General features: G+C 59.6%; 23 protein-coding genes and 1 tRNA gene. 5 read left to right on the top strand and 19 right to left on the bottom strand.

All coding sequences use genetic code 11. From position 1 onward, the window contains the following. Positions 1 to 27: 27 nt before the first annotated feature. Positions 28 to 906, top strand: a complete 879-nt coding sequence (locus CENDO_RS05560; RefSeq protein WP_136141149.1) for a hypothetical protein — start codon at positions 28 to 30, stop codon at positions 904 to 906. 202 nt (positions 907 to 1,108) lie between these two features. Here the strand turns inward: CENDO_RS05560 and CENDO_RS05555 are convergent, their stop codons facing one another. The 5 genes from CENDO_RS05555 to secA2 form a co-directional block, all read right to left on the bottom strand. Next, positions 1,109 to 1,666 carry a MerR family transcriptional regulator gene (locus CENDO_RS05555; RefSeq protein ID WP_425456215.1) on the bottom strand — a complete coding sequence of 186 codons (558 nt, stop codon included), beginning with the start codon at positions 1,664 to 1,666 and terminating at the stop codon, positions 1,109 to 1,111. A 137-nt stretch (positions 1,667 to 1,803) separates the two neighbouring features. Next, the gene (locus tag CENDO_RS05550) at positions 1,804 to 2,430 is read right to left on the bottom strand and encodes a bifunctional nuclease family protein (protein ID WP_136141147.1); all 627 of its coding nucleotides are present in this window, start codon (positions 2,428 to 2,430) and stop codon (positions 1,804 to 1,806) included. 57 nt (positions 2,431 to 2,487) lie between these two features. Then, positions 2,488 to 3,165, bottom strand: coding sequence for a transcriptional regulator FtsR (gene ftsR, locus CENDO_RS05545; RefSeq protein WP_168707213.1), 678 nt, complete (start codon positions 3,163 to 3,165; stop codon positions 2,488 to 2,490). Positions 3,166 to 3,357: 192 nt separating this feature from the next. Next, on the bottom strand, positions 3,358 to 3,792 hold the full coding sequence (gene odhI, locus CENDO_RS05540) for an oxoglutarate dehydrogenase inhibitor Odhl (protein WP_136141145.1): 435 nt from the start codon (positions 3,790 to 3,792) through the stop codon (positions 3,358 to 3,360). An 88-nt stretch (positions 3,793 to 3,880) separates the two neighbouring features. Beyond that, the gene (secA2, locus tag CENDO_RS05535) at positions 3,881 to 6,172 is read right to left on the bottom strand and encodes an accessory Sec system translocase SecA2 (protein ID WP_136141144.1); all 2,292 of its coding nucleotides are present in this window, start codon (positions 6,170 to 6,172) and stop codon (positions 3,881 to 3,883) included. 100 nt (positions 6,173 to 6,272) lie between these two features. Between secA2 and CENDO_RS05530 the strand changes: the two genes are divergently transcribed. The 3 genes from CENDO_RS05530 to CENDO_RS05520 all read left to right on the top strand — a co-directional run bounded on the left by CENDO_RS05530 (position 6,273) and on the right by CENDO_RS05520 (position 7,998). Continuing rightward, positions 6,273 to 7,427 carry a bifunctional alpha/beta hydrolase/OsmC family protein gene (locus tag CENDO_RS05530; protein WP_136141143.1) on the top strand — a complete coding sequence of 385 codons (1,155 nt, stop codon included), beginning with the start codon at positions 6,273 to 6,275 and terminating at the stop codon, positions 7,425 to 7,427. Further along, positions 7,428 to 7,841, top strand: a complete 414-nt coding sequence (locus CENDO_RS05525; protein ID WP_136141142.1) for a YchJ family protein — start codon at positions 7,428 to 7,430, stop codon at positions 7,839 to 7,841. A gap of 80 nt (positions 7,842 to 7,921) precedes the next feature. Continuing rightward, positions 7,922 to 7,998: transfer RNA gene (locus CENDO_RS05520), tRNA-Pro, on the top strand. 81 nt (positions 7,999 to 8,079) lie between these two features. Here CENDO_RS05520 and CENDO_RS05515 read toward each other — a convergent pair. The 4 genes from CENDO_RS05515 to CENDO_RS05500 are packed head-to-tail and all read right to left on the bottom strand — an operon-like array spanning position 8,080 to position 12,560. Continuing rightward, positions 8,080 to 8,319 (bottom strand): Rv0909 family putative TA system antitoxin, encoded by a 240-nt coding sequence (locus CENDO_RS05515; RefSeq protein ID WP_136141141.1) that lies wholly within the window; start codon positions 8,317 to 8,319, stop codon positions 8,080 to 8,082. Between the two features lie 59 nt (positions 8,320 to 8,378). After that, positions 8,379 to 9,323, bottom strand: a complete 945-nt coding sequence (locus tag CENDO_RS05510) for a CE1 family esterase (RefSeq protein ID WP_246014394.1) — start codon at positions 9,321 to 9,323, stop codon at positions 8,379 to 8,381. Positions 9,324 to 9,383: 60 nt separating this feature from the next. Beyond that, the gene (locus CENDO_RS05505) at positions 9,384 to 11,126 is read right to left on the bottom strand and encodes an ABC transporter ATP-binding protein (RefSeq protein WP_136141140.1); all 1,743 of its coding nucleotides are present in this window, start codon (positions 11,124 to 11,126) and stop codon (positions 9,384 to 9,386) included. Then, the gene (locus CENDO_RS05500; protein ID WP_136141139.1) at positions 11,127 to 12,560 is read right to left on the bottom strand and encodes an ABC transporter transmembrane domain-containing protein; all 1,434 of its coding nucleotides are present in this window, start codon (positions 12,558 to 12,560) and stop codon (positions 11,127 to 11,129) included. 37 nt (positions 12,561 to 12,597) lie between these two features. On the opposite strand from CENDO_RS05500, the gene CENDO_RS05495 reads away from it, so the two are divergent. Next, positions 12,598 to 13,407: a class I SAM-dependent methyltransferase gene (locus CENDO_RS05495; RefSeq protein ID WP_136141138.1), complete on the top strand. Its 810-nt coding sequence runs from the start codon at positions 12,598 to 12,600 to the stop codon at positions 13,405 to 13,407. A 106-nt stretch (positions 13,408 to 13,513) separates the two neighbouring features. Here the strand turns inward: CENDO_RS05495 and der are convergent, their stop codons facing one another. The 10 genes from der to steA all read right to left on the bottom strand — a co-directional run bounded on the left by der (position 13,514) and on the right by steA (position 23,401). Next, on the bottom strand, positions 13,514 to 15,199 hold the full coding sequence (gene der, locus CENDO_RS05490) for a ribosome biogenesis GTPase Der (protein ID WP_136141137.1): 1,686 nt from the start codon (positions 15,197 to 15,199) through the stop codon (positions 13,514 to 13,516). Beyond that, positions 15,192 to 15,899, bottom strand: a complete 708-nt coding sequence (gene cmk, locus CENDO_RS05485; protein ID WP_136141136.1) for a (d)CMP kinase — start codon at positions 15,897 to 15,899, stop codon at positions 15,192 to 15,194. The genes der and cmk overlap by 8 nt, the downstream gene beginning before the upstream one ends. Continuing rightward, a complete protein-coding gene (locus CENDO_RS05480; RefSeq protein WP_136141135.1) occupies positions 15,899 to 16,828 on the bottom strand; it encodes a pseudouridine synthase in 930 nt (309 codons plus the stop codon). Before CENDO_RS05480 ends, cmk begins: the two co-directional genes overlap by 1 nt. Before the next feature lie 140 nt (positions 16,829 to 16,968). Continuing rightward, on the bottom strand, positions 16,969 to 17,523 hold the full coding sequence (gene scpB / locus CENDO_RS05475) for an SMC-Scp complex subunit ScpB (protein ID WP_136141134.1): 555 nt from the start codon (positions 17,521 to 17,523) through the stop codon (positions 16,969 to 16,971). Between the two features lie 80 nt (positions 17,524 to 17,603). Next, positions 17,604 to 18,428 carry a segregation and condensation protein A gene (locus tag CENDO_RS05470; protein ID WP_136141133.1) on the bottom strand — a complete coding sequence of 275 codons (825 nt, stop codon included), beginning with the start codon at positions 18,426 to 18,428 and terminating at the stop codon, positions 17,604 to 17,606. Continuing rightward, a complete protein-coding gene (locus tag CENDO_RS05465; RefSeq protein ID WP_136142160.1) occupies positions 18,428 to 19,300 on the bottom strand; it encodes a ParA family protein in 873 nt (290 codons plus the stop codon). The genes CENDO_RS05470 and CENDO_RS05465 overlap by 1 nt, the downstream gene beginning before the upstream one ends. 389 nt (positions 19,301 to 19,689) lie before the next feature. Then, positions 19,690 to 20,607 carry a site-specific tyrosine recombinase XerD gene (gene xerD / locus CENDO_RS05460; protein WP_136141132.1) on the bottom strand — a complete coding sequence of 306 codons (918 nt, stop codon included), beginning with the start codon at positions 20,605 to 20,607 and terminating at the stop codon, positions 19,690 to 19,692. Positions 20,608 to 20,610: 3 nt separating this feature from the next. After that, entirely contained in the window at positions 20,611 to 21,249 is a 639-nt protein-coding gene (locus tag CENDO_RS05455) for an NUDIX domain-containing protein (RefSeq protein ID WP_136141131.1), read from the bottom strand. A 5-nt stretch (positions 21,250 to 21,254) separates the two neighbouring features. Further along, the gene (locus CENDO_RS05450) at positions 21,255 to 22,184 is read right to left on the bottom strand and encodes a copper transporter (protein WP_136141130.1); all 930 of its coding nucleotides are present in this window, start codon (positions 22,182 to 22,184) and stop codon (positions 21,255 to 21,257) included. A gap of 29 nt (positions 22,185 to 22,213) precedes the next feature. Next, a complete protein-coding gene (steA, locus tag CENDO_RS05445; protein WP_136141129.1) occupies positions 22,214 to 23,401 on the bottom strand; it encodes a putative cytokinetic ring protein SteA in 1,188 nt (395 codons plus the stop codon). Between the last annotated feature and the right edge of the window lie 30 nt (positions 23,402 to 23,431).

Genomic DNA, 23,431 nt, shown 5'->3' with positions numbered 1-23,431 from the left:
TCTAGTCACTGCGGAAGGTCAGGGCCTGTGGCACGTCATTCAAATGGAGAAAGTAACCCAAAACTTGCCGGTTGGCTGTGGGCGGTCATCGTCCTAGCAATCGTCGCGATTATTGGCGCAGCTGTCTATTTCATGGGCGGTGGTTCCGATGACCAGGTGGCTGCTTCCTCCGATAAGGAAGCTACCTCCGAAACGCCGAGGGAAACCGACCTAGCTGAGACTCCATCAGCTACCACCACCGCTTCTGAGGACGAGGCTAGCGAGTCTGCCGCATCGGAGACCTCAGGCACCGATTCGTCCACCGCTCGTTCATCGGATGAATCTTCAACACCCGCCCCATCCCCTGCCCCCAGTGGACCAAGTCCTGAGAACACCCTGCTTCTTTTCGATACCAGCGATGGCATGACGGGATTCTTCGCGCCGGTATCCAACTCCCTGGCGGAAACCGCCCAGGATCTGGGCGCCGAGGGTAAGCAAGTTGCGGTGTGGAACTACTCTTCCCCACTTTCGCCGGGCGTGCAGGTGGGCTACCGAGCCAACCTTAACTTCGGTCCCGCCGATGCAGCCTCCGGTACGGTTATACGTTTTGGTACAGGCGGCGTACCGCAGACCCGCAGTGCAGTTGTAGCCGCGGTAGCTAACGCGGCCGATTATGCGGCGCAAAGCGGGCAGCCGGCTCGCGTCCTCTTAGTCACTACTGGTACCGCACAGGATATGGATGATGCGGCTTTCGCCGAGGCCTTTACCAGTGCCGCGGGCGGCGACGTTGAACTGTCAGTAGTGCATGTGGGCGAAGGCGCTAAGGATTCCGCGCTTGAGAGCGTCGCATCCCACTTCGAGACCGTAGCCGATGCGTCTGAACAGGCCTCCGTAGCGGCTGCGTTGAAGAAGGCCGCCGGCGTGTAATCGAAGTGCCGAGCTTCTAAAACCGGAGCCACTGACCCTTCACTGGGAGGGTCGGTGGCTTTTATTTCACCCCTAAGGCACTTGCCGATGAGCAAGCTGCACGTTAGCGCGCAGGTTCAATAATGCGGGGAAGAAGAAAGCCGCTATCTCTCGTGAGCTTAGAGATAGCGGCTTGGATTAAATATGAGCCTTAAAGTGCGGTTTAAGAAGTCTTACGCTGGCGACGAGCTGCGAGTTCATCCATGCCAACAACCGTGGCCTCGCCCTCAAGGGAATCTACACGCTCGGCTGGGAAAGCGGAGATGGTACCGGAGAGCTCCTTCATGATGCCCGGGACCGCGATTCCAAATACGCCCTGGCCGCCGGCGAGCAGGTCAATTACTTCGTCATTGGAGCGGCACTCATAAACGGTAGTGCCGTCCGAGACGAGGGTTAGTTCCGCAAGGTCACTCACACCGCGGTCGCGAAGGGAATCTACTGCCAGACGGATATTCTGAAGGGAGATTCCAGTATCGAGCAGGCGCTTGACGATCTTGAGCACTAGAACGTCACGGAAAGAATACAGGCGCTGGGAGCCGGAACCGTGGGCGGTGCGGATGGATGGATTGACCAGGTTGGTCCTTGCCCAGTAATCAAGCTGGCGGTAGGTGATGCCGGCTACCTGGCAGGCGATTGGCACGCGGTAGCCAACCTCTTCGTCTGGTCCTACATCGAACAGGGATTCCTGAACGTAAGTCTGGGAAGGGTTGTTGTTTTCGATGCTCACGTAATTACTCCGATGTCATTTATCTGAAGCCATTGTTTGGCTTTATTTAAAGTCAAGGATAACCGGTCGTCAACCCCAACAGGAGCAACACGCCGTAACTCTAAAGCTCGACTTTAACTTTAGACTCCGGATTAACGGTTCGCATCTCCAGTCACACCCGCATCGCCATCATCGTCCCCATCATCTTCGGATAAGAAGTCTTCTTCTGACATGCCCAACGAGCGCATCATTTCGCTAAAAGCCGCATCATCCTCGGCGTTTCCGGATGCAGACTCTGCGTCGTATAGGCCTCTTTCGTCGTTTGAAGCATCCGCCCCCTCGGGGGTAGGCAGATCGAGATCTAGATACTCCAGGAGGTCATCCTGGCTAGCATAAACGGCGACTTGCCCGGCCAGCTCTTCGTCGATGGAGATGGGCACATCGAAGTGCTCGGACAGAACCAAGGCATCAGATAGCCGAGCATCCAGTGTTTCGCCGGCGGTTGTAAGCACATCGGCTATAAACACGCCCTCGTAGTAGCTGCTTATGAGGATCTCCTCAATACCTCCCTGGGCCTCGAGCATCCCGATGAGAAGGTCATGGGTGTCAGGACGGCGCGCGGAGTAACCCTGCTGCCGGGCGGCTAGCTTGCCTCCCTCGACGGGGGCCATCCACACCGGGATGATCTTTCCACTGGCAGGTACGCGCAGAACCGCGCAGAAGAATTCCTCGGGCTGCGCGATGCGTACGCCGTGGAATTCGAGTTGGATCGCTGACATGATACGGAGTCTCCTCAGGCGAAAACGTTAAAGGTGCAGGCCCCGGCCGAGAGCGGATTAAACGTCAAACTCGCGGCGCAGATCGGTCTTGACCAAGGTTGCGTGAAGCGAAATCACCAAGGCGGTGATCTGGGAGGATAATTCCTCAGCCTGCTGCCGAGCGTTGTCAGACTTGGAATTGGCAACCGGCGAGGCAACCTGGGTGATCAGATCCGCCTGGCGGGCGGCGTTATTCTTCAGGCTCTTGAGCTGGCGGGAATCAAAGCCAAAGGCTTCGAGGGCGTTGGCGGCCGATACGATGCTAACGTCATCGGCGGTGAAAAATCCGGAGGCGTCCGGTTTAATGAGACCAATTTTGACCAAACTAGCGACCTGGTCAACCGTCGCCCCAGATTGGTCCGCCACATCTCCATCAGTGAGTCGCGTTGCTACTGGCGCCCTGAATTGATCCGCGGATACGAGCGTTTCTGCCTGGCCGGCCCCCACAATGGCCGTCACCTGACCAGAATCCATGGCCTCTAGCTGCTCACGGATGACCTTTAAAGGCGTGTAGTTATCGCGCTGGGTGGTCAGGATGTAGCGGAGACGGTCCACGTCATCCTGGGTAAAGCGGCGGTATCCCGATGCGGTTCGCTGCGGGGTGATTAGCCCCTCGGACTCCAAGAAACGGATTTTCGACACAGTCACGTCTGGGAACTGCTTGTTGAGGGTTTCAAGTACCACGCCAATGGACATGGTCTTAACCTTGGTGCCCTTGCCCTTTTTAGGGCGCACCGCTGCTGATGACTTAGCTACTGCGTTCACTGTGGATACTGCTCGCAAACCTGATAGAACCGGACTGGGAGGGTCGAGGGAATTTGCACGTCAAGTGCGCTCAATCTAGGCGAAGATGAGTGCACTTGATGGGGGTCATGTAGGAATTTAAATCTACTTCTGATTGGCGATGAATACCAAGCGGAACTTACCGATCTGAATCTCGTCACCCACCTCGAGCACCTGGGAGTTGCGTGGCTCGCGGTTGACGTACGTTCCGTTAAGGGATCCCACGTCTACTACCTCGAACTTATCGCCATCAATCCGAAACTCAGCGTGGCGGCGGGAAACCGTGACATCGTCTAGGAAAATATCCGCCTCTGGGTGGCGTCCCGCGGTGGTGGTTGGCTGGTCTAGTAGGAAGCGTGCGCCCGCGTTAGGCCCGCGCTTTACAACGAGAAGCGCCTGGCCCTCTGGCAGGTTATCTGCGCCAGCCGTGGAGGTGTCCTTGCCAGCGCCAGCGCCGTTTTCCATCTCCTTGAGCAGGTCTGCACGGAATACAGAAGTGGTTTCTACCTGCGGCTCTGGAGTGCCGGTGTTTTCGCTCATTGTTTACCTCCGATTGGTCGGACTCAAAATAACTATTTCAATCATAGCGACTTATCGCCCCAAGGGTGCTAGTCGGCGGAGAATTAAACTAACGGAACAGGTTGCCGATGCCGGCAATGGCCGAGTTTCCTGATCCCGCTAGCGGGTTATCGGAAACCATATATGTCCAGGTTGCGCTCGGGCGGGACAGGCCGTGGTCCTCGAGATGGGCACCATCTTGGTCAATTTCAACCGTTTCGAAAGTCTCCACCGCACTATCGACCGCACGCTGGGCAAGCTCCTTGAATTCGCGCACCGCTATGCGATGATATTCATCAATGGGTGTCTCACGCGCGATAGCGCGTAGGTGAATGGATTCGCGGACGTCATCCATTAACTCCAGGTGGTCCGCCCATGCCAAGTCCAGGTGGTAGAGCATCACCTCGCGTGCGGCAGATTCTTTAATGCTCTCGGGCAAGGCATCGAGCTCATCTGCGCGTTGCGGTGCGCGCTGCATAAGTTCCAGCCAAGCCTGATCGGTGTCCAAGAGCTTTGCGCGGCGCTCATCGACAATGACGCGCTGATCGGCAAGCAGTTGATTGTATTTCCATGTTTGGGCATGGATCTCCAACAGCTGCCCCTCGGTGACTCGCTGGCAATGGGCTACAAAGTCGCTGACGCGTTTGGATTCAATCCTTCCGGTTTCATCGGGTTGCGCACTTATCGTCTCCCCTGCACCGCCTTGGGAGACTACGTCATCTTCCAGTGAGACGAAGAACACGGATAGCCCAGGATCGCCCTGACGTCCGGCGCGGCCGCGAAGCTGGTTATCCAATCGTGAACTACGGTGGCGGGATGTACCAATGACGGCGAGGCCGCCAAGGTCCACAACCGCCGCCTTATCGGCCTCATCCGCACCCCCCAGCTTGATATCGGTTCCTCGGCCGGCCATTTGCGTGGATACGGTCACCTGACCCACTTCACCCGCCTCAGCCACGATGCGGGCCTCCTCGGCATCGTTTTTAGCATTGAGCACGTTTACCGAAATACCTCGCTCTCGAAGCACCTCGGCAAGGGCCTCAGACTCCGCCACGTCGTGGGTTCCTACTAGGACTGGTTGGCCGCTTTCGTGGAGATGAGCAATCTCCTCGACTATCGCTCGGTTCTTTTCATCGACGGTGGCATAAATGCGGTCTGATTCATCGAGCCTTCTGAGCTCATCGTTGCGGTCGATGACTGAGACATGAAGATCGTAGAATTGGCGCAGCTGATCGGTGGCCTCTACCGCAGTGCCGGTCATCCCGCACACCAGCGGGTAACGGCGCATGAGCTCTTGCAAAGTAATAGTGTCCAGGATTCGGCCGCCCTCCGAAACCTCCAGCCCTTCCTTAGCCTCGACCGCTGCTTGGAGACCATCCGGCCAGCGTTGCAGATCGGCTACGCGCCCGCGGGAGGCGTCGATAAGCTGGAGCTTGCCTTCGCTGACGATGTAATGAATGTCTCGAATCAGCAAGGCTTTGGCGTGAAGGGCCAGGTTAACCTTCACAAGTACTGTGCCAATATTGCCTTCTGAATAAAGAGAGTCAATCCCCAATTCGCGCTCTACCCGGCGGGCTCCGTGCTCCGTTAGCGACACGGCGCGACCGTCCGGGTCGGTGGAGTAATCCACGTCTTCCCGCAGGCGTGAGACCACGTTGGTTATCTGACCCGTAGGCGCCTCGCCTGGGCGGTTTCCGGCCAAGACGAGCGGGACTAATGCCTCATCAACCAGTACAGAATCGGCCTCGTCCACGATGGCGACATCGGCGCGGGCCTGCACCGCTTCGCGCCGGTCCGTGATCTGATTGTCGCGGAGAACGTCGAAGCCTAGCTCGTTTACTGGGGCGTAGATGATGTTGGAAAGGTATGCCTCCCGCCGAGCGCTAGAGTCCATCTTCTCAGTTACGGATGCGACGCTGAGACCAAAAAACTCCACGAGCGGGCGCATCCACTCGGCGTCACGCCCAGCGAGATAGTCGTTGACCGTAACTACGTGGACCCGTTTGCCGGTAAGCGCGAAGCCCGTGGCAGCCATGGCCCCAACCAGGGTCTTACCTTCTCCGGTTGCCATTTGGATAACGTCGCCCTCTAGCAGGCGTAACACGCCCTGGGATTGGACGTGGAACGGGGCTAATCCGAGCCGGCGTTCGGAAGCCACCGAGAGCGCAGCTAGAAACTGAGCCTTGTCAGCAATATCGCCATCTTTGACAGATTTCCGAGCTGCCTTGGCTACCTCAGCATCAGAGAGCTGGCTCAAGGCAGCCGTCGCTTTAAGCGAATCGGTAACGATTGCTTTGGATTTTTTACTGTTGCGCTCCGTCTGAGCCCCCATGGCTTTCCAGAACCAGTTAAAACCTGCCATTGCGACGCCGGAGTCCTTTCAGCAAAGAGTTCTTATTCCTAATAGACTGTAGCCAATCTTTTCGTGACGCGGCGACAGTGGGCTGGCTATTGTAGTACGTATGCGATCCGTAAATGTGACGTTGCCCTCTTCAAAGGGGACCGGAATGGCCGGAACTATCGATTTTCCCGATTCCCCTCCCCGAGCTTTCGCGATTTTTGCCCACTGCTTTGCCGGCTCCCGCCACACGCCGGGCGCCGCGCGAGTGTGCAAGCGCCTGACTAGTTTTGGAATCGCCTGCTTGCGCTTTGACTTTCCCGGTTTGGGGCAGTCTGAAGGTGACTTTGCTGACACCAGCTTCAGCCAAAACATCGCCGACATAGGTGCGGCCGCGCAGTGGTTGGCGGACAACTATACTCCCCCGCAGTTGCTGATCGGCCATTCCCTTGGTGGCGCTGCCTCCCTGGCCGCCGCCAGCCAAATCAAGTCACTCAAAGCGGTAGCCACAATCGGGGCCCCGTTCGATCCGGCGCATTCCGTGCTTCACTACGCCGATAAAATCGGCGAAGCCGACCAGCACGGCTCCGTTGAGGTAGTGCTGGGCGGGCGCAAGCTCAGGATTTCCCGCGAATTCCTGGAAGACCTAGCCGATACCAATCCGGTGGACTACCTGAAAAAGCTACGCAAGCCGTTAATGATCCTCCATTCCCCGTTGGACCAAACTGTCGGCATCGATAACGCGCAGAATATCTTCCGAGCCACCCGTTACCCGAAGTCCCTCGTTACCCTCGACAAGGCCGACCACCTGGTCACCCGCCAGGGCTCTGCCGCGCGTGCCGCTGACCTCATTGGAGCCTGGGTTGAGCAGTTCATAGTCCCAGACTATGTGCCTACTCCTGTCGGTGAGGATTCCGCGCGAAGCCACCAGGCCGCGGGGACCAAGTTTGGAATGGTTGTCCGCCACAATGACCGGGACGTGACCGTTGACCGCCTCAAAAAGGACGGTGGCAAGGGCAATGGTTTTACCGCCATGGGATTGCTGATGTCCGCATTGGCGGCCGATACATCCCAATGCATCAAAGCTGCCGCACGGGGCATGAAGCTCGACGATGTAGTTGTTCAGATCACCCATGTGGAGGGAAACACCTATGAACGGCGCATTGAACTTAGCGGTGACCTTGAGGCGGCGCAGAGGAAGCTGCTTACCGAAGCGGCAAAATCGGGTCAGATCGAGTCAACCCTTACTACCCTATCCATCGTGGACGTGATCGTTTAGATGGCCAGGCATCATCTAGTTCACCGCCCTATCGGTTCAGGCCAACGGTGCCCGTGCGGTACAGGTCTAAGCTTCGGGGAATGTTGCCAACGCTTCCATGAGGGGGCGAATGCTCCTACGGCCGAAACACTCATGCGCTCGCGTTTTAGCGCCTTCGTAACCGGTGATGAGGATTACCTCTTGAGGACGTGGGACCCTCTCACCCGCCCCGTGGATCTCAACCTTGAGGATGATTCCATCCGCTTCTACAGGCTCGATATCCTAGACACCGTTGACGGCAGCCCCCTGCACGATACGGGCGTGGTGGAATTCGAAGCCTTCTACAAAGGGGCCGCTGTGGGCTCGCAGCGTGAACGCTCCACTTTTTCGAAATCCAATGGCCGTTGGTTCTACAGTTCCGGTGAGCTGGAATAGCCTCTACCGTGGGCTTTGGATAGTTGCCTAGGTGTCCGCTATGATAGTGATGCTTCTAATCCCAACGGGTTGGGAAGCGGCGGGCTATGGCGCAGCTTGGTAGCGCACTACACTGGGGGTGTAGGGGTCGCAGGTTCAAATCCTGTTAGCCCGACCAAAATCGCCTGGTCAGATGAACTCTGGCCAGGCGTTTAATTTATTTGGTCGTCGCCCCCTTGGGCTGTAGCGCACTAAGCCTCTAGGCCTCAGGCTTTTCCTGGGGGTTAGCAGGCGGCACGTCCTTGCCCGCCTGAGGGTCTTGATCGTCATCGAGGCCCAGGCGCTTATCAACTTCACGGCGTGCCTTGCCAATCTGATCTGCCTTATCAGCGCCTAGTTTTTGGTTGGCCGCCTGCTCTACCTTGTCAAGCGCGCTATCTGCAATCTTGCGGCCTGGCTTGGTCTTCAGAAGCCGGGCGATTTTATCCATAATGCTCATTTAGAGACTCCGTTCTTTAACTATCGGCGTTAAATGCCGCTATAAATCGTAAACGCTGATCAGTCCTCTGCCCCCTCGGCACGACCGGGTACGGCGAAGAAATCGAGCACTTTATCCGTCGCGAATCCGGCGGGCACCGAATTGGTATCGTCAGCGGTGCCGCCCGGCCACACGTGTGATCCCCCTCCAATGCGGACATGCTGAAGCGGTGCCTGGCACTGCGACCAAGTCTGATACAGCGCACCATCGCTCAGGCGTTCCGTGGTCGCGCCCGACGCACACCGATTTCGCTGCGCATCCATTGCCAGGACATCGTTGACGGAGACGTAGCGCGCGCCATGCCGGCGCCCACCGTAATAGTCAACGATTGGATCTTCCGTGCCGTGAATGTCCAGCCTTCCTACCGGCTCACCCTGACAATCCTTATGGATCGCCTCGTAGTAGGCCGCGGAAACGGTAGCCACTGAGTTAAAAACGTTCGGCAGCTGGCAGGCAAGGTACGCGGCGAAGCCGCCGCCATTCGACATTCCGGCGGCGAAGATGCGGTCATCGTCAATCGTGTACGTTGCGCGCAGTGCATCGATGATGTCCTCGACATACTGCACATCTTCGGCGCCCGTTGTCTCCGCGTACGGCGCCGGAGCCCACGCCCGTTTTTCGCCCTGCGGGTACACGGTAATCGCGTACGACGATGAGAGCTGGCTGTATTTGTATATCTGCCAACTGGTTTCCTTCCACCCATGGAAGGCCAGGATCATTGGCCACTGCTTGGACGCATCATAGGTTTCCGGGAGGAAGAGCATGAAGTGGCGCCCAGAGGGCAGGTGAATGCGTTTAAAGGAACCTGGCTGCGGGCCCGCGATTGGCGAGGACCGGGGAATCCCTAGGCTCTTGTGCTGTATCTCCTCGCGAGGTACAGCCCCTTCAGCCTGTACCCCGGCGGATTCTGGAGTGGAATCACCATCCGTATCGCCGGTTGTTTCCCCACCACATGCGACGAGCATTAAAGAAAGGGAGCACGCCATGATGGCTGCACAGACCCCTCGAATCCCCTTCACGGAAAACTACACGCGACCTTTCTGCCATGCGGCCCAGAGCTTTTGATAACGACCGTCCAATCTTAGCAGCTGCTCATGCGTACCCTGTTCCACGATCCTGCCGTTATCCATGACTAAGATCTGATCCGCCTGGGAGGCTTGGTCAAGGCGATGTGCCACGACCAAGGCCGCGCGCCCCTTAGTCACTTCGTCGGCCGAGGCCTCCAGATGGCCGGCACCAACGGAACCGGCCTCCGCCGTGGCCTCATCCATGACAACCACCTTGGGATCGAGTAGCAGGATGCGCGCCAAGGCCAGCTGTTGCGCCTCAACGGGCTCAAGCTGCACGCCACGGGCGCCAACCACGGTATCGAGACCGTCGATCAGGTTATCCATGAAGCGCGCATCGACGCGCTCTAAGGCCTCTAACATTTCCTCATCCGTTGCCGTGGGGTTCGCTAGGGACAGGTCCTCGCGAAGGGTGCCGGAGAATACGTGCACGTCCTGGGAGACCATGGCTAGGCGGGCTACGCGCTCGGCATCGGATAGTTGGGATACCTCTACACCATCGATTCTTACGTCCCCGGATGTGGGGACGCGCAGTCCGGAGAGCAATGCGGCCACCGTGGTCTTGCCCGCGCCCGAGGCGCCCACCAGCGCCACGGTCTCCCCGGGACCGATGGACAAGGAGACATCTTCTACCGCCCAGCCGTCTCCGTAGCTGAAGGATACGTTGCTCATGACTACGCGGCCCTCCGGCTCGGGCGCCCCCGAAGGCGGTACGGGTTTGGGCGGATCGATTACCACGCCCACGATGCGCGAGAGCGAGGCGTAACCGGATTGAATCGTGTCAAGCACTCGCATCAGGCTCATGAGCGGACCGCGAAGGCGGATAAGCATCAGCATTGCGGAAGTAACCGCGCCGACGGTCAGATCGCCAGTGCGCACAACATAGAAACCAACGATGAGGCCCGCAGCCAGCATGGTAAATTCCACCGCGGCCATCCACAGCTGGAGCGAAAACATGGTACGCCGGGCTCGGTAAGCCTTGTCGCGTACGGCTTCAGAGGCCTCATTGATGCGCTCGTGCATATCTTTTTCGAGGGCGAACGCTGTGACGGTTTCGCGCCCGTGAATCGCCTCGAGCACGCGGCGCGCCCTGTTTGCCATGGCGGCGCGCTCGGAAGCGTAGCGGCCGGGAGCCACCTTGAGATACATTTTGGCCGCGAGCCAGTAAATGGGCAGGGCGCACACCGCCACGGCAACGAATTGCCAGTTCAGCGTCACTAGTGCCGCGGCGGTGGTGATAATGGCGAAGGTTGATGTGGTAAGCACGGGAATCGTCTCCGTGACCGCCGTGGACAGTTCCGCTACATCGTCCGTGGATCGCGACACTAGATCTCCGGAGCCAGCGTCTTCCACGCGGTGGGTGGGAAGCCCCAGCGCCGTGCCCACCATGTCCTCGCGCAGGTTAGCGATGACCCGCTCGGTTATCCGCGACAGGAAATAGAAACCGACCGCTGATAACACGCCGCCGGCGATGGCAACGCCCACGAGATAGATGGTGAGGCGGAATAGGGACAGTTCCGCCTCCCCCACCACCGCATCGACTATGCGGCCTAAGAAAATGGGAACGTAGATGTTGGCTACCGAGCCGGCGGCCAGCAAGATGATGGCGAGGATGAATTGGCGGCCGGCCTTGGGCACCTGGCGGACGTGGCGGAGGGCGACATGGCGCACCTGGGGCCACTCGGCTGTGGGAAACCTCATTTAGGCATTCACCCCCACCGCATGCCATGCGGGCGCGGACGTATACACGATGGTGACCTTGTCTTTTCGGTGCTCCGCGACGCGCTCAGCGATCCGTGCTTCAGTCACGGAGTCTACCGCCGTCGTGGGGTCGTTGAGGATGAGGATGGGGGCGTCGGACGCGATGGCGCGGGCTAGGGCGACGCGCTGACGCTGTCCGCCCGAGAGATTGCCGCCGTTTTCGCCCACCTCGCGGCCGAATCCGCCGGGGATATCCTCGGCAGAGGCAACGCGAAGGGCCGCCACCGCACGGTCGTAGTCATCATGAACATTCTCGGCGATTGAGCCCTCGAACAGGGACGCGCGGTGCGGTGCCACAATCACGCGTTCGCGCGGAAGTAGGCGCAGGTTATCCGGGGCCTTGTCCGCAATGACGGTGACCCCATTGGGCAGCGCGGGCGTCGCGGGCGCTTCGCCGTAGTCCACTGGATCCGCGGCGAGGATCGAAGTGATGCGCTTGGCGCTAGCCTGCCCGTTGGCCCAGACCGAGGCAATATTGCGCCCCAGCATGGTCATTGGGGTAATGATAAATTGCGTGAGGCCAACCACGGTGATGAGTTCGCCCACCGTGATTAGCTCGCGCATCGCCAGCATGCCGGCGGCGATACCTACGGCAATAACGTAGATACCGCCTACGATTTCGGTGGTGGCGTTGAGCCTAGCCTGCGCGGCATTCGCCTCGATAGTGCGGACATATGCCTCATCGGAGACCTCGGAGTAGCGCGCGCGCACGGTAACCACGGCACCGAGGCCTTTGATGATGCGCAGGCCCTGGACCACATCGGTGGCGGTAGCGGCGGCATTGGCCAGCGCCCGCTGCCTGCGTGAGGAGCGCAGGCGCAGCGGTTTGGACGCCAGGACGGAGATAAAGACCACGATGGGCCCGCCGATCAAGATGGCAAGGCCTAGGGGGACGTTGATCAACGCGGCCATCGTGGCAACATAGATGATGGAGGCAACCTCGGCTACCGGGAATACGGTCATCATTACCGCAAACGCCACGCGCTGGGTGTCAGTAGACGCGATGGACAGCAGCTCGCCGGCGCTGCGTTTTTCCCCTGCCATGCCGCAAGGCTGCTGAATGCGGTCAGTTACCGCCATCCGGACATCATGGGCAATCTGTAGCTGGGCTCGTTGAAATAGGCTGCGCGCAAACCAACCGGCGGCGGCATTTACCGCAAACACAACGGCCAGCACTGCGACCCACAGCCACAGGCTGCGCAGATTGCTGGTTGCGATGGCGGAATCAATCGCCCGGCCCACTATGACGGGCGTAAGCCCGTTGGCGACGAACGTTACGGCCATCAGGATGCCGGCGGGAATAGTCCAATTCTTGCGGGACAAGACCGTTTTCAACAGCCAGCGGGGATCATTCGGCGCTGGAAGTGTTGTCATAGCCTTCTACTCTATTAGCCTGTAGATTCTTTGGGTGATGTCAACACAGCCCAACCCTGAAAACTTCCCGTCCTATCGGGCCCCCAGCCGCGCATCTAACCCCCGCTTTAGCACGCGGGTTGCACGAAGCGACGCCGGCGCGGCCTTTCAGCGCGGCGCCAAGAACTATGACGACGCGCGTCCAGGCTACCCCAAAGAAGTTGCGGGGCTGGTGCGCGGTTTTTCTCGCGTGCTCGATGTTGGCGCCGGTTCGGGCAAGCTCACAAGGGACTTGGGACCACGAAACGGCAACGAGCGTGTCTTCGCCATCGATCCGTCTCAGGAAATGTGCGAGGTGCTCAGGGCCAACATCGCCGTGCCCGTCTGGCGCGCCACGGCCGAGGCCACCGCGCTACCCAACAGCTGTGTTGATGCAGCTGTGTGCGCCCAGGCGTGGCACTGGTGCGACGTGGGCGCGGCCAGTTCCGAGCTTGACCGCGTAATCGCGCCGCACGGGCGGCTGGTGCTGGCGTGGAATACCCTGGCCGTGGAGGCCGATCCGTGGCTCCTGCGGCTATCGCGCATCATGCACTCCGGGGACATCCACCGGGCTGGATTCGTACCGGAGGTCAGCGCGCCGTGGAGGCTTGAAAAAGACCTGCGGCTGCAATGGGCCCAGGCCACTACCCCGGAAGGCCTCCATGAGCTTATGCATACGCGCGCCTACTGGCTGCGTGCCAAACCTCATATCCGCGAGCGCATGACCCACAACCTCAATTGGTACCTCTTCGAGCACATGGGGTTTGCCCCCAACCAAGAACTCGAAATTATCTATCGCACGGATGCTTTTACCTACGCGCGCGGCTAGCCCACTATCTTGGATTGGCCCCGGCCGGCGATGCTAAAAGCCCCGCGACTTCCAGTGGAAAACACATCACTGGAAGCCGCGGGGCTTGGGCTATAGACCTAGCGGGCTAGCGACGCTTGCCTTTGCCACCTCGGCGCTCGCGCACGCGGACTGCGATGCGCACGGGCGAGCCGTGGAAACCGAAGCGCTCGCGGAATTTGCGCTCCAGGTAGCGGCGGTAGCCTGCGTCGAGGAATCCGGTGGTAAACAGCACGATGGTGGGAGGCTGGGTGGCGGCCTGGGTGGCGAAGAGAACACGCGGCAGGCGGTTGTTCTTCATCGGCGGCGGGTTGGCGGCAATCGCCTCGCGCAGCCAGGAATTGAGCTGGCCGGTGGTCACGCGCTTATCCCATGACTCGAGGGCCTCGAGCATCGCAGGCTCGAGTTTCTGGAGGGCGCGGCCGGTCTCGGCGGAAATATTAATGCGCGATACCCAGGGCAGGTGCGCGAGCTGCTCATCGATCTCACGATCGAGGTAGTAACGACGGTCCTCGTCCATGAGATCCCACTTGTTAAAGGCAATGACCAGGGCCTTGCCTGCCTCGAGGACCATGTTGAGCACCCGCTGATCCTGCTCGGAGATCTCCTGAGAGGCGTCGATCAGCATGATGCAGACCTCCGCGGCATCGATGACCCCTCGGGTGCGCAGGGACGCGTAATACTCGTGGCCCTGGGCGTTTTTAACCTTCTTGCGCAATCCGGCCGTATCTATGAACTTCCACAGGTGCTCATCGAGCTGGACGAGGGAGTCCACCGGATCGACAGTGGTACCGGCAACGTTGTCCACCACGGAGCGCTCCTCGCCGGAAAACTTGTTCAGCAGCGAGGACTTGCCCACGTTTGGCTTCCCCACCAAGGCCACGCGGCGTGGCCCCGAGGTAATCGAGTTCGCGCGCGGTTCATCGGGAAACAGGCGCATGATTTCATCTAAAACGTCTGCCCCACCGCGGCCGTGCTGCGCCGATACGGGCCACGGATCGCCCAGGCCAAGGCCGTAGAACTCAGCCATGTCCGCGTACTGATTATCGGAATCGAATTTGTTGGCCACCAGGATCACCGGGACGGGCGCCTTTTGCAAGCGGCGCGCCATCACCATGTCAGTCTCGGTGATCCCCACCTTGGTATCGACCACCATGACGATTACGTCGGCGGTTTCCATCGCCGCCTCGGCCTGGCGGGCGATGGCCGCGTGGATTCCCTTGACGTTAGGGTCCCAACCACCCGTGTCCTGGACCCAGAAACGGCGACCGTTCCAGTCGGCGACGTAGGAAATGCGGTCGCGGGTAACCCCTGGGTGATCCTCAACCACCGCTTCGCGACGGCCCAGGAAGCGATTTACTAGCGAGGATTTGCCCACGTTGGGGCGGCCCACGATCGCCACAGTGCATAGCGCTTCTTCAACATGGCTGGCATTGCCAACCCCGTAGGCGCGCTCAAGTTCGGCCCAGTCTTCCTCGGTGTAGGAATCATCACCGAGCGGCTCATCCCCATAGTCAGCCTCGCCATACTCCGACTCATCGAATTCGCCGTCAAAATCGTCATCGAAATCATCGGAGCCATCGGCTGCTTCCACTACCTCGACGGCGGAGTAGTTCTCATCGCCGAAGTCAAAATTGAATTCGGATTCATCGAAGTCTTGGGAGGCCCAGCCACCGTGTCGGTCCTCTACCTCCGATTCCTCAAGCTTTCCCTGGGGGTAGAAAAATTGGGTGTTTTCCTCTGGGTTAGGGACGTTGTGTTCTTTATTAGCCATGAGCATGCTCCTTCGCGGACTCTTCTACTACCGCAATTAGGGCGGAGATGACCTCATCCGGGCTCATCTCAGAGGTATCGACAACGGTGGCGTCATCGGCGGGACGCAGCGGCGAGGTGGCGCGGGAGGAATCCGCCTCGTCGCGGCGCACCACGTCGGCCAGCACGGTTTCAAAGTCAGTATCGATGCCGGCTGCGACGTTTTGGTCATAGCGGCGCTGCGCACGGACTTCGGCGGAGGCGGTCATGTACGCCTTAGCCGGAGCATCAGCCAGCACCACGGTTCCGATATCGCGCCCCTCGACGATGGCGCGGTGTGCTTCCGCAGCCAGCCTGCGCTGGAGATTGACCAGGTTTTCACGCACTTCTGGGATAGCAGAGACCGCAGAGACATTTCGCGTGACCTCATCGCCGCGAATCTCGCGGGAGACATCCTCGCCGGCGAGCAGGACCTCCGTAGAATCCGGATCATCGGAGACGGTCAGAGGCAAATCGGCAGTAACCTTGTTAACCGCAGCGGCGTCAGAGGGGTCAACGCCCTCGCGGAGCACCGCCAGGGTCGCCACGCGATACATCGCTCCTGTATCTACGTACTTAGCGTCAAGCTTTTTGGCCAATGCGCGGCACGTAGTGGATTTCCCCGTACCCGACGGTCCGTCAACGGCCAAAACCAGGCCGCCATTAGGCATGTTGCTTAGCATTACATCCCCACCGCCTTGTACAGGCTGGTTAGCTCGTTGGAGTTCAGCGCGCGGATTTTACCCGGGGTCAATTCACCCAGTTGAACGGTATGAATCTTGGTACGTACCAGGCGCTGGACCGGGAACCCGGCCTCCTTGAGCATACGGCGCACAATGTGCTTGCGCCCCTCGTGCAACTCGATACGGATAAGGGAGCGACCCTGGCTCTTGTCCACGACCTGGACGTAATCCGCCTTGGCCACGCCGTCCTCCAGCTCAATTCCGTCCTTGAGTTGGTTGACCAGCTTGTTGTCAGCCTCGCCAAGCACTTCTGCGAGATAGGTCTTGGCCACCTCATACTTCGGGTGCATCAAGCGGTTCGCCAACTCCCCATCGTTGGTGAGTAGGAGCAGGCCCTCCGTGTCGGCATCCAGGCGTCCCACGTGGAATAGGCGCTGCCCAGCGGCCACGCGGTCAGAGATGAGGTCACCCACACAAGGGCGCCCCATGTCATCACTCATGGTGGACTGCAAACCGCGTGGCTTGTTCAGCATGAAGTACTGGTGTTCCTCATTGACGTTGACGCGAACCCCGTCCACGCGGATGATGTCCACGTTGGGGTTAACGCGCACGCCCTGCTTTACAACGATGCGTCCGTTGACCTCAACGCGCCCGTTGTCAATGAGGATCTCCGCGTGGCGCCGGGAGGCCACTCCCGCCTTCGCGAGTACCTTCTGCAGCCGCTCCCCGCGCGGGGAATCCGCTGACTTTGATTTCTTGTCTTCGTACAACCAGTCTGCGCCCAGATTCTTGGCAACAGATTCTGCAGTGGCCTGGCGCTTTTTCTTATCTACGTGCTGATGACGGGCCGGCTTAGCGTTGGAGACAATGATGTCACTGTCACGCTTTTTCTTTTCCGGTGTGCCGTCTCGGCGAGCGGGATTGGTCACGGTAAACGCGTCCTTTTCTTGAGAGTATGCAGTTAATATGTACCCGGCCATCCTAGCCTAGTTCCAGCTCCAACGCGATTTGATCCAACTTTTGCCTTCCGCTCATTGGTAAAAGGCCCAAACCATGCTTCGCGCGGTGGCTAGTATTCGTCCTCTATAGATTCGATGTCCGGGAGCAGCGGCGCCAAATCCGGCAGGCGCTTGAGCGAATCGATCCCCAACAGTTCCAGGAATAGTTCCGTTGTTTCGTATCGGTGCGCCGAGCCTTCAAAACCCTCGTTATCCAACTCGCGGACTAACCCGCGTAAGGTAAGCGTGCGCATGACGCCATCGACGTTTACCCCGCGCACCGCGGCCACCTGAGCGCGGGTCACCGGCTGGCGGTACGCGACCACCGCCAAGGTCTCTAGCGCGGCGCGCGACAACTTCGTCTGGCTTCCATCAAGCAGGAATTGCTCCACCGCGCCGGCGTTGGCCTTCCGGGTGTAAAAGCGCCACCCGTCCGAGGTCTCCTTGAGCTCAATCCCCGAACCCCGCGAGTCATATTCGCGGGCTATTTCGTTGAGGATATCGCGGACCTCCCCTACCTCGAGTTCGAGTGCGGCGGACAGGGCCTCCGCATCCGCTGGTGTATCGAGCACCAGGAGGATGGACTCCAAGCGCGAGCGCTGCTGTGAAATGAGCGGTAAATCCATAATGCAAGGATTCTACCGCTCCAGTTCTATTGCCCGCGGGTACCCGCCAAGGGATGGTCAATCCCCGGCTAACTTTTCCCCTAATCCCAGTTGGCCGCGGCCACGACTGCCGGGTCCACGTCGAGACCGGTCCAGGAGACGGCTAGCGGCCCTAGTGCTTCGGGCTGATCCGCGTCGACCGCCCTGGCCTTGTATAGCTCCAGTAGCGCCAGGAACCTGCCGACTACCTGTATCGATATAGTGCAGTCCCGAGTCAGCGCTTCGAAACTCATCCAGCGTTCCTGCCCCAGAAGCTTGAGTGTTGCCATGATTTTTCCCGCCTGCTCCGGAACGGAAACCGCTACCTGATGGATGTGGCCTGTCCCAACCTCCTCCGGCGGTTTGGGGCGAAAGACGCCCGCGGCCAGCTCCGCGAAACTAGCAGGGGTGTGGCCAAGTTTTACCGGAGGCAACAAATCTGAAAACTGTTCCTCGATGCCTACGGCACGAGGGTATTGCCTCTGCGCGGCCCGCTGCCACTCGGCGAATTGTTCCGCGACCTGCTTGTAAGCCCTGTACTGGAGCAGGCGCGCGAACAGCAGGTCTCTGGTTTCCAACAACTCCAGGTCCTCGAGATCATCCACGTCACCCCGCGGCAGGAGGCGGGCCGCCTTAAGGTCAAGGAGGGTCGCGGCGATGAGCAGGAAGTCCGTAGTTTCGTCCAGATCCGCTGAATCACCCAAGGCGCGAGTGTAGGCCACAAACTCGTCCGTAACTTCGGATAACGCAACGTCCGTAATGTCCATCTTCTTTGCGGAGATGAGCTGCAAAAGGAGGTCAAACGGGCCCTCGAAGTTGCGCAGGGCGATGCGAAATCCGGCGATCTCCGGTTGGACAACCTCAGGGGTCGTTGCGGCTCGAGCCATTAGCCTTTAGTGCGCTCGATTACTTCGAGCGCCAGGTTCCTGTATTGCGCCGCCGCCTGCGAGTTCGGCGCCCATGTGGTGATTGGCTCTCCGGCCACGGAAGTCTCGGGGAAACGAACCGTTCGCGTAATGACCGTGTCGAAGACCTTATCCTCAAAATAGTCCACCACGCGGTTCATCACTTCGCGAGCATGCTTGGTCCTTCGGTCATACATAGTGACCAAAATGCCTACGATTTCCAGATCAAAGTTGATCCTCTCGGAAACTTTCTCAACGGTATCCGTAAGCAAAGCGAGACCGCGCAAGGAGAAAAACTCGCACTCCATCGGAATAATCACGCCGTGCGAGCAGGCGAGGGCGTTGACCGTCAGCAGGCCCAGGGATGGCTGGCAGTCAACGATGATGAAGTCATAATCGCGGCGCACCGGGCGCAACGCACGGGCCAGCGTATGCTCGCGGCCCACCTCATTGACTAGCTGGATCTCGGCGGCGGACAGGTCAATGTTTGCAGGAACCAGATCCATGCCGGGGATGCCGGTGTTCTTGATGGCGGAATGAATGGACGTCTGGTTGTCCAGCATCACGTCATAGATGGTGTCTTCTATCTCATCGTGGGCGAGGCCTAGGCCCGCTGACAATGCCCCCTGCGGGTCCAAGTCAACCATGAGGACTTTACGCCCCAGCTCGGCCAGGCACGCGCCCAAATTGATGGTAGAGGTGGTTTTACCCACCCCACCCTTCTGGTTACACATGGAGATAATGGTTGCGGGTCCATGCTGTGAAAGAGGTTCGGGCTGCGGGAGTTCGCGAATAGGGCGTCCCGTCAGACCAACTTCAGCTGCTGAGGCATCAAACAATGCATCATTGATCACAGTCACACCTGCTTCCTTGACTGCGGTGGGCCCGCAGGTTTTCGTGTACTTTCGTGCGCCTTCCCGGGCGTTGAGCAACAGCGCTGGATTCCTAGATGGGCCCCTACGCCGCCGCGCCCGAATGACACGGCTGTCATTTATACACTACCCTGTTGCTCGTCTTTGCCATAGATTAGGGCAGTAAAGCCCGGAGGGTAAAGGGTAAACGCTTGACTTAAGCGCTGTACAAGATGTAAGTGGGAAGCCAAATCCGCGCGTCAGCGAGCGCGACAGCCTATACCCATTAGTCCATGCGACGCTGAACACCGCCGATGTTGACTCCCAAGCGCACCGGAGAGGGGGTTTAATTTTCCCTGCCGAACTAATTTTTCGCTCCCGCGCGTGAGAACCTAGGCGCGAGGGTGGGCTGTGCGCCATACCTCGCGCAGATTGTCCGCGGTCACATGCGTATAGATCTGGGTTGTTGTAACAGAACTATGCCCCAATAATTCCTGTACGGTACGCACATCGGCGCCCCCCTGCAGGAGATGGGTGGCGAAGGAATGCCGCAAAGTGTGCGGGGATATTTTGTCACCTAGACCGGCGCGCTGGGCTGCGAGCTGCACGATTGCCCACGCCGATTGGCGAGTCAGGGCCCCACCGCGCGTGTTGAGGAAAAGCGCGTGAGTCTTGCCCTTCGATAGGGCCGGGCGTGCGCGCACTAGGTACTCCTCGCAAGCTTTACGCGCTTGCGAGCCCACCGGCACGATGCGCTCCTTGTTGCCCTTTCCAGCCAGGCGCAAGATGCCGTCGGAATTATTAATAGAATCCACGGTAAGTCCCATGAGCTCCGAAATCCGGGCGCCGGTCCCGTAAAGCATCTCTAGCACCGCCCGGTCGCGCAGATTGACCGGGGTGGCGTTTTCACCGCTGGGCGGCGATTCAATCAGCGCCGTGACCTGATCGATGCTCAGAGTCTCCGGTAGGTGCTGGATCTTATGGGGAGGGGCCACCTCGGCGGCCACGTCGCGGGAAACGGCACCTTCAGACAGGGCAAACTTGTGAAAGCCGCGGGCTACGATGAGCGCCCGCGCGCTTGACGACGCAGCAAGTGGCTTGTGCCCATCCCATCCAGTCTGCAAATCCTTAAGATATTGCTCCACATCGGCGGTGGTCACCGCTTCCAGGTCAGATATCCGTGCGGCCTCAAGCCACTCAAGGTAGCGGTTGAGATCTCGCCGGTAGTTGCTCAGCGTATTGGCCGAAGAGCCCTTCTCCACCGCTAAGTGGTCAAGCCAACCGGTGGCGCTAGCTCGCAGGTCCGCCACCGCCTAGCCTTTCTTGAGATCGGGGCCAGAGCGCCGGCCGGCCAGGGATTGCGGGCGCAAATCAAAGTCCCTACTGGGGCTAAAGCCTTCGAGTCCATCCCGCAGCACGGCCCTGGCGGCGAGGATGCCGGAGACCGCGATGGAGTTATTAATCTCCCCGCGCACCACGCGGGCCGCGGCCTCCTCCAGGTCAACCCAGTCCATGCTGAGATCCGCTTCCTCATCATCGGCCGGCGATGGGCGCTCCACCGCGGACAGGTCAGTGGCAAGGTAGACGCGCACGGCCTCTTCACAAAATCCGGGGGAGGTAACTAGATCAGCAAGTCCCATCCAGGACTTGGCGGACAGGCCGGCTTCTTCTTGGAGCTCGCGTTTGGCGCATTCCAGCGGATCCTCATCTTTGATATCCAGCAGGCCGGCCGGCAGTTCCCACAGGCGCCGCTTAACTGACTGGCGCCACTGCTTAACCATGGCAATCCGGCCCTCACTATCAACCGCGGCAACCGCCACGGCGCCGAAGTGCTCAACCACTTCCCTGTGGGCCAGGGATCCCCCGGGCATCCGGACAGTATCGCGGCGGACGGCGATGATCGGCGCATCCAGTATCAAATCTGAGTCGGTGACCTCAAACGTATGGCCCATCGCTGCTATCCCCTGTCCGGCAGCGTCGGCGCCGCAGCCTCGGCGGATGAGGCGGCTCCGTAGGCCCCCGAACCGCCATTGAGTTGCTCCTCCGTGGCTAGCACGGCAGCTAGACGGGCCCACGCGTTGCCGAGAGAGTCGACCGTGGAAATCTCGGAAGTCTTAGCCCTAAGCGAGTCGATAATCCCGCCTTCCGAAGCCTGCTCTATGCGCGCCGCGTAGACGGTGTTTCCACCGGCGGCGTCCATAGCTTCGACAAAGCGGAGGAGATTGTCTGTAAAGAATTCGTCTCCGCCGCGGCCCGAGACGACGATGATGGCCTGGGCCGGGAGGATAGTCCCGGACTCGTAATCGATGAATCCTGAATCCCGTAGCGCCTGCAGCATGTCCGCGCGTTCTTCGACACTGGCTAGAGGCTCCGCCGTTGCGGGATCAAGCAGGAGCGCGGCGCCTAGTGCGTTACCCGCGTGGGTGCCGGAGGCGAGATCCTGAGTACTGAGCTGGGCGCCCGCCGGCAGCGTGTTGGCTACCAGTGATTTCAACTCCTCGGCTCCGTCTTGGTGGAAGAAGCGCTGATCCAGGTTGATGGTTCCGGCGTTGACCGCACCGGTCTGCTCGAGCAGGGATTTCACCGCTTTGATGTCTGATTCCACCGCGTCCGGCGCGGCGATGATCATTACCGGGCGCGCGTCTAGCGTTCCCTGAACAAGGTCGCCGGAGAGATCAGAGATCACCGAATCTCCGGTTTTGGACTGGGCTTCAAGAATCTGGGTGCTTTGCAGCACCCGGCGGTGCTCCTCACGCAGCCCGCCCTCACCGGCGTCGCCACCGTTCAGGTTGGGCCCCACAACTAGGGCGCCGAGCGCCGTGCCCGCCGCTATACCAAATCCTAGGCCTGCTACTACAAGCCCGCCGTTCCTCGATGCCTTTGGCATGAAAGATTCCTACTTTCTGAGTCTAGTGCCTAGTTGCCGAACCACCCGGACACCGCCGTGAGCAAGTTATCCCACGTTTCGGAAAGGTTGGTGGAAAAATCTGAGGAACCACCGAAACCGACGATCAGAACTATCGTGGCTACAGCCACTAAAAGCCCTAGCGCCGCCCAGAGCCACGCGCCCCCGCCACGGGATGGAGCGGTGTACAGGTTGATGACGGAGTCCGCATCAACCAGCGTGGTGCCCGCCTTCATGCGGGCCAGCAGGGCCGCCGGAGTCGCATGCTCGCCGTTGGCGAAAATATCGTCAAGGTCCACGGAATTGCCTACTTGAACAATCATCTGCGCCTCGTGGTAATCCGCGAGCAGCAGGGCAAGATCCGTAGAGGATTCGATGGCCGCCGGGAATGTCATGGCGCCAATTCCCAGGTCCTGAATGCGTTCCAGGCCGTCCGCATGTCCATCGGGAGTGGCGGGCAGCACCACCGCCGCGCCGCTGCGCAGCGCCTCGGAACCCATGGTGGAGGGGTTGCCGATGATCAGGTTCGGCTTGTACCCCATGTCCATAAGGGTGTTCGCGGCCGAATCCACTCCAACGATGACCGGTTCGTATTCCCGAATGAAATTGCGCAACGACTTGACCTTCGCGGCGTGGTCCTCGCTCGGTGAGACTACCAGGACCTTGCGGCCCTTCATTTCGGCGCCCGCGTCAGGAATGCCCAGACCATCAATGAGCAGCGGCCCCTCAGAATGAATGAGCTCAATGGAGTTTCCAAAGTAGGCTTCCATGTGATCGATGAGGCCCCGCTGGGCTTCGGAAAAATTCCTTTCCGCTTGCTCACGTTCGATTATGGACCCCGCGCCGATAGCCTGCTCCCCCAGGTAGACCGTCCCGTCTTCCGTAATGCGCGCCTTCTTGCCGTCCTTGAAACCGTTAATGAAATCCTCACCCACACCATCAAGCAGCATCACGTCGGCGTCGAGCAGCATATGCGGGCCGTAATTTGGGATGCGGCCTGTGGTGAACTTGCCCACATTGACCACCGCGGACGGTTTGACGTCCACTAGCGACTGGGCCTCTTGGCGCGATATATCAGAGGCGTTGATGACGGCAATGTCGCCGGCATTGAATTTCTTGAGGCCCTTACCCGTTGGGGTGCAGTCACGGAGATGACCGTGGAGGCCTGGCAGATCAGCGTTGCGGGAAAACAGACTCATGCTGGACATTCTTGCCGTTTCGCGGCGCAA

Source organism: Corynebacterium endometrii (genome assembly GCF_004795735.1).
GTDB classification, from domain to species: domain Bacteria; phylum Actinomycetota; class Actinomycetes; order Mycobacteriales; family Mycobacteriaceae; genus Corynebacterium; species Corynebacterium endometrii.
The sequence above is the reverse complement of the archived record's forward strand: the minus strand, read 5'-3'. Positions and strand labels throughout refer to the sequence as shown.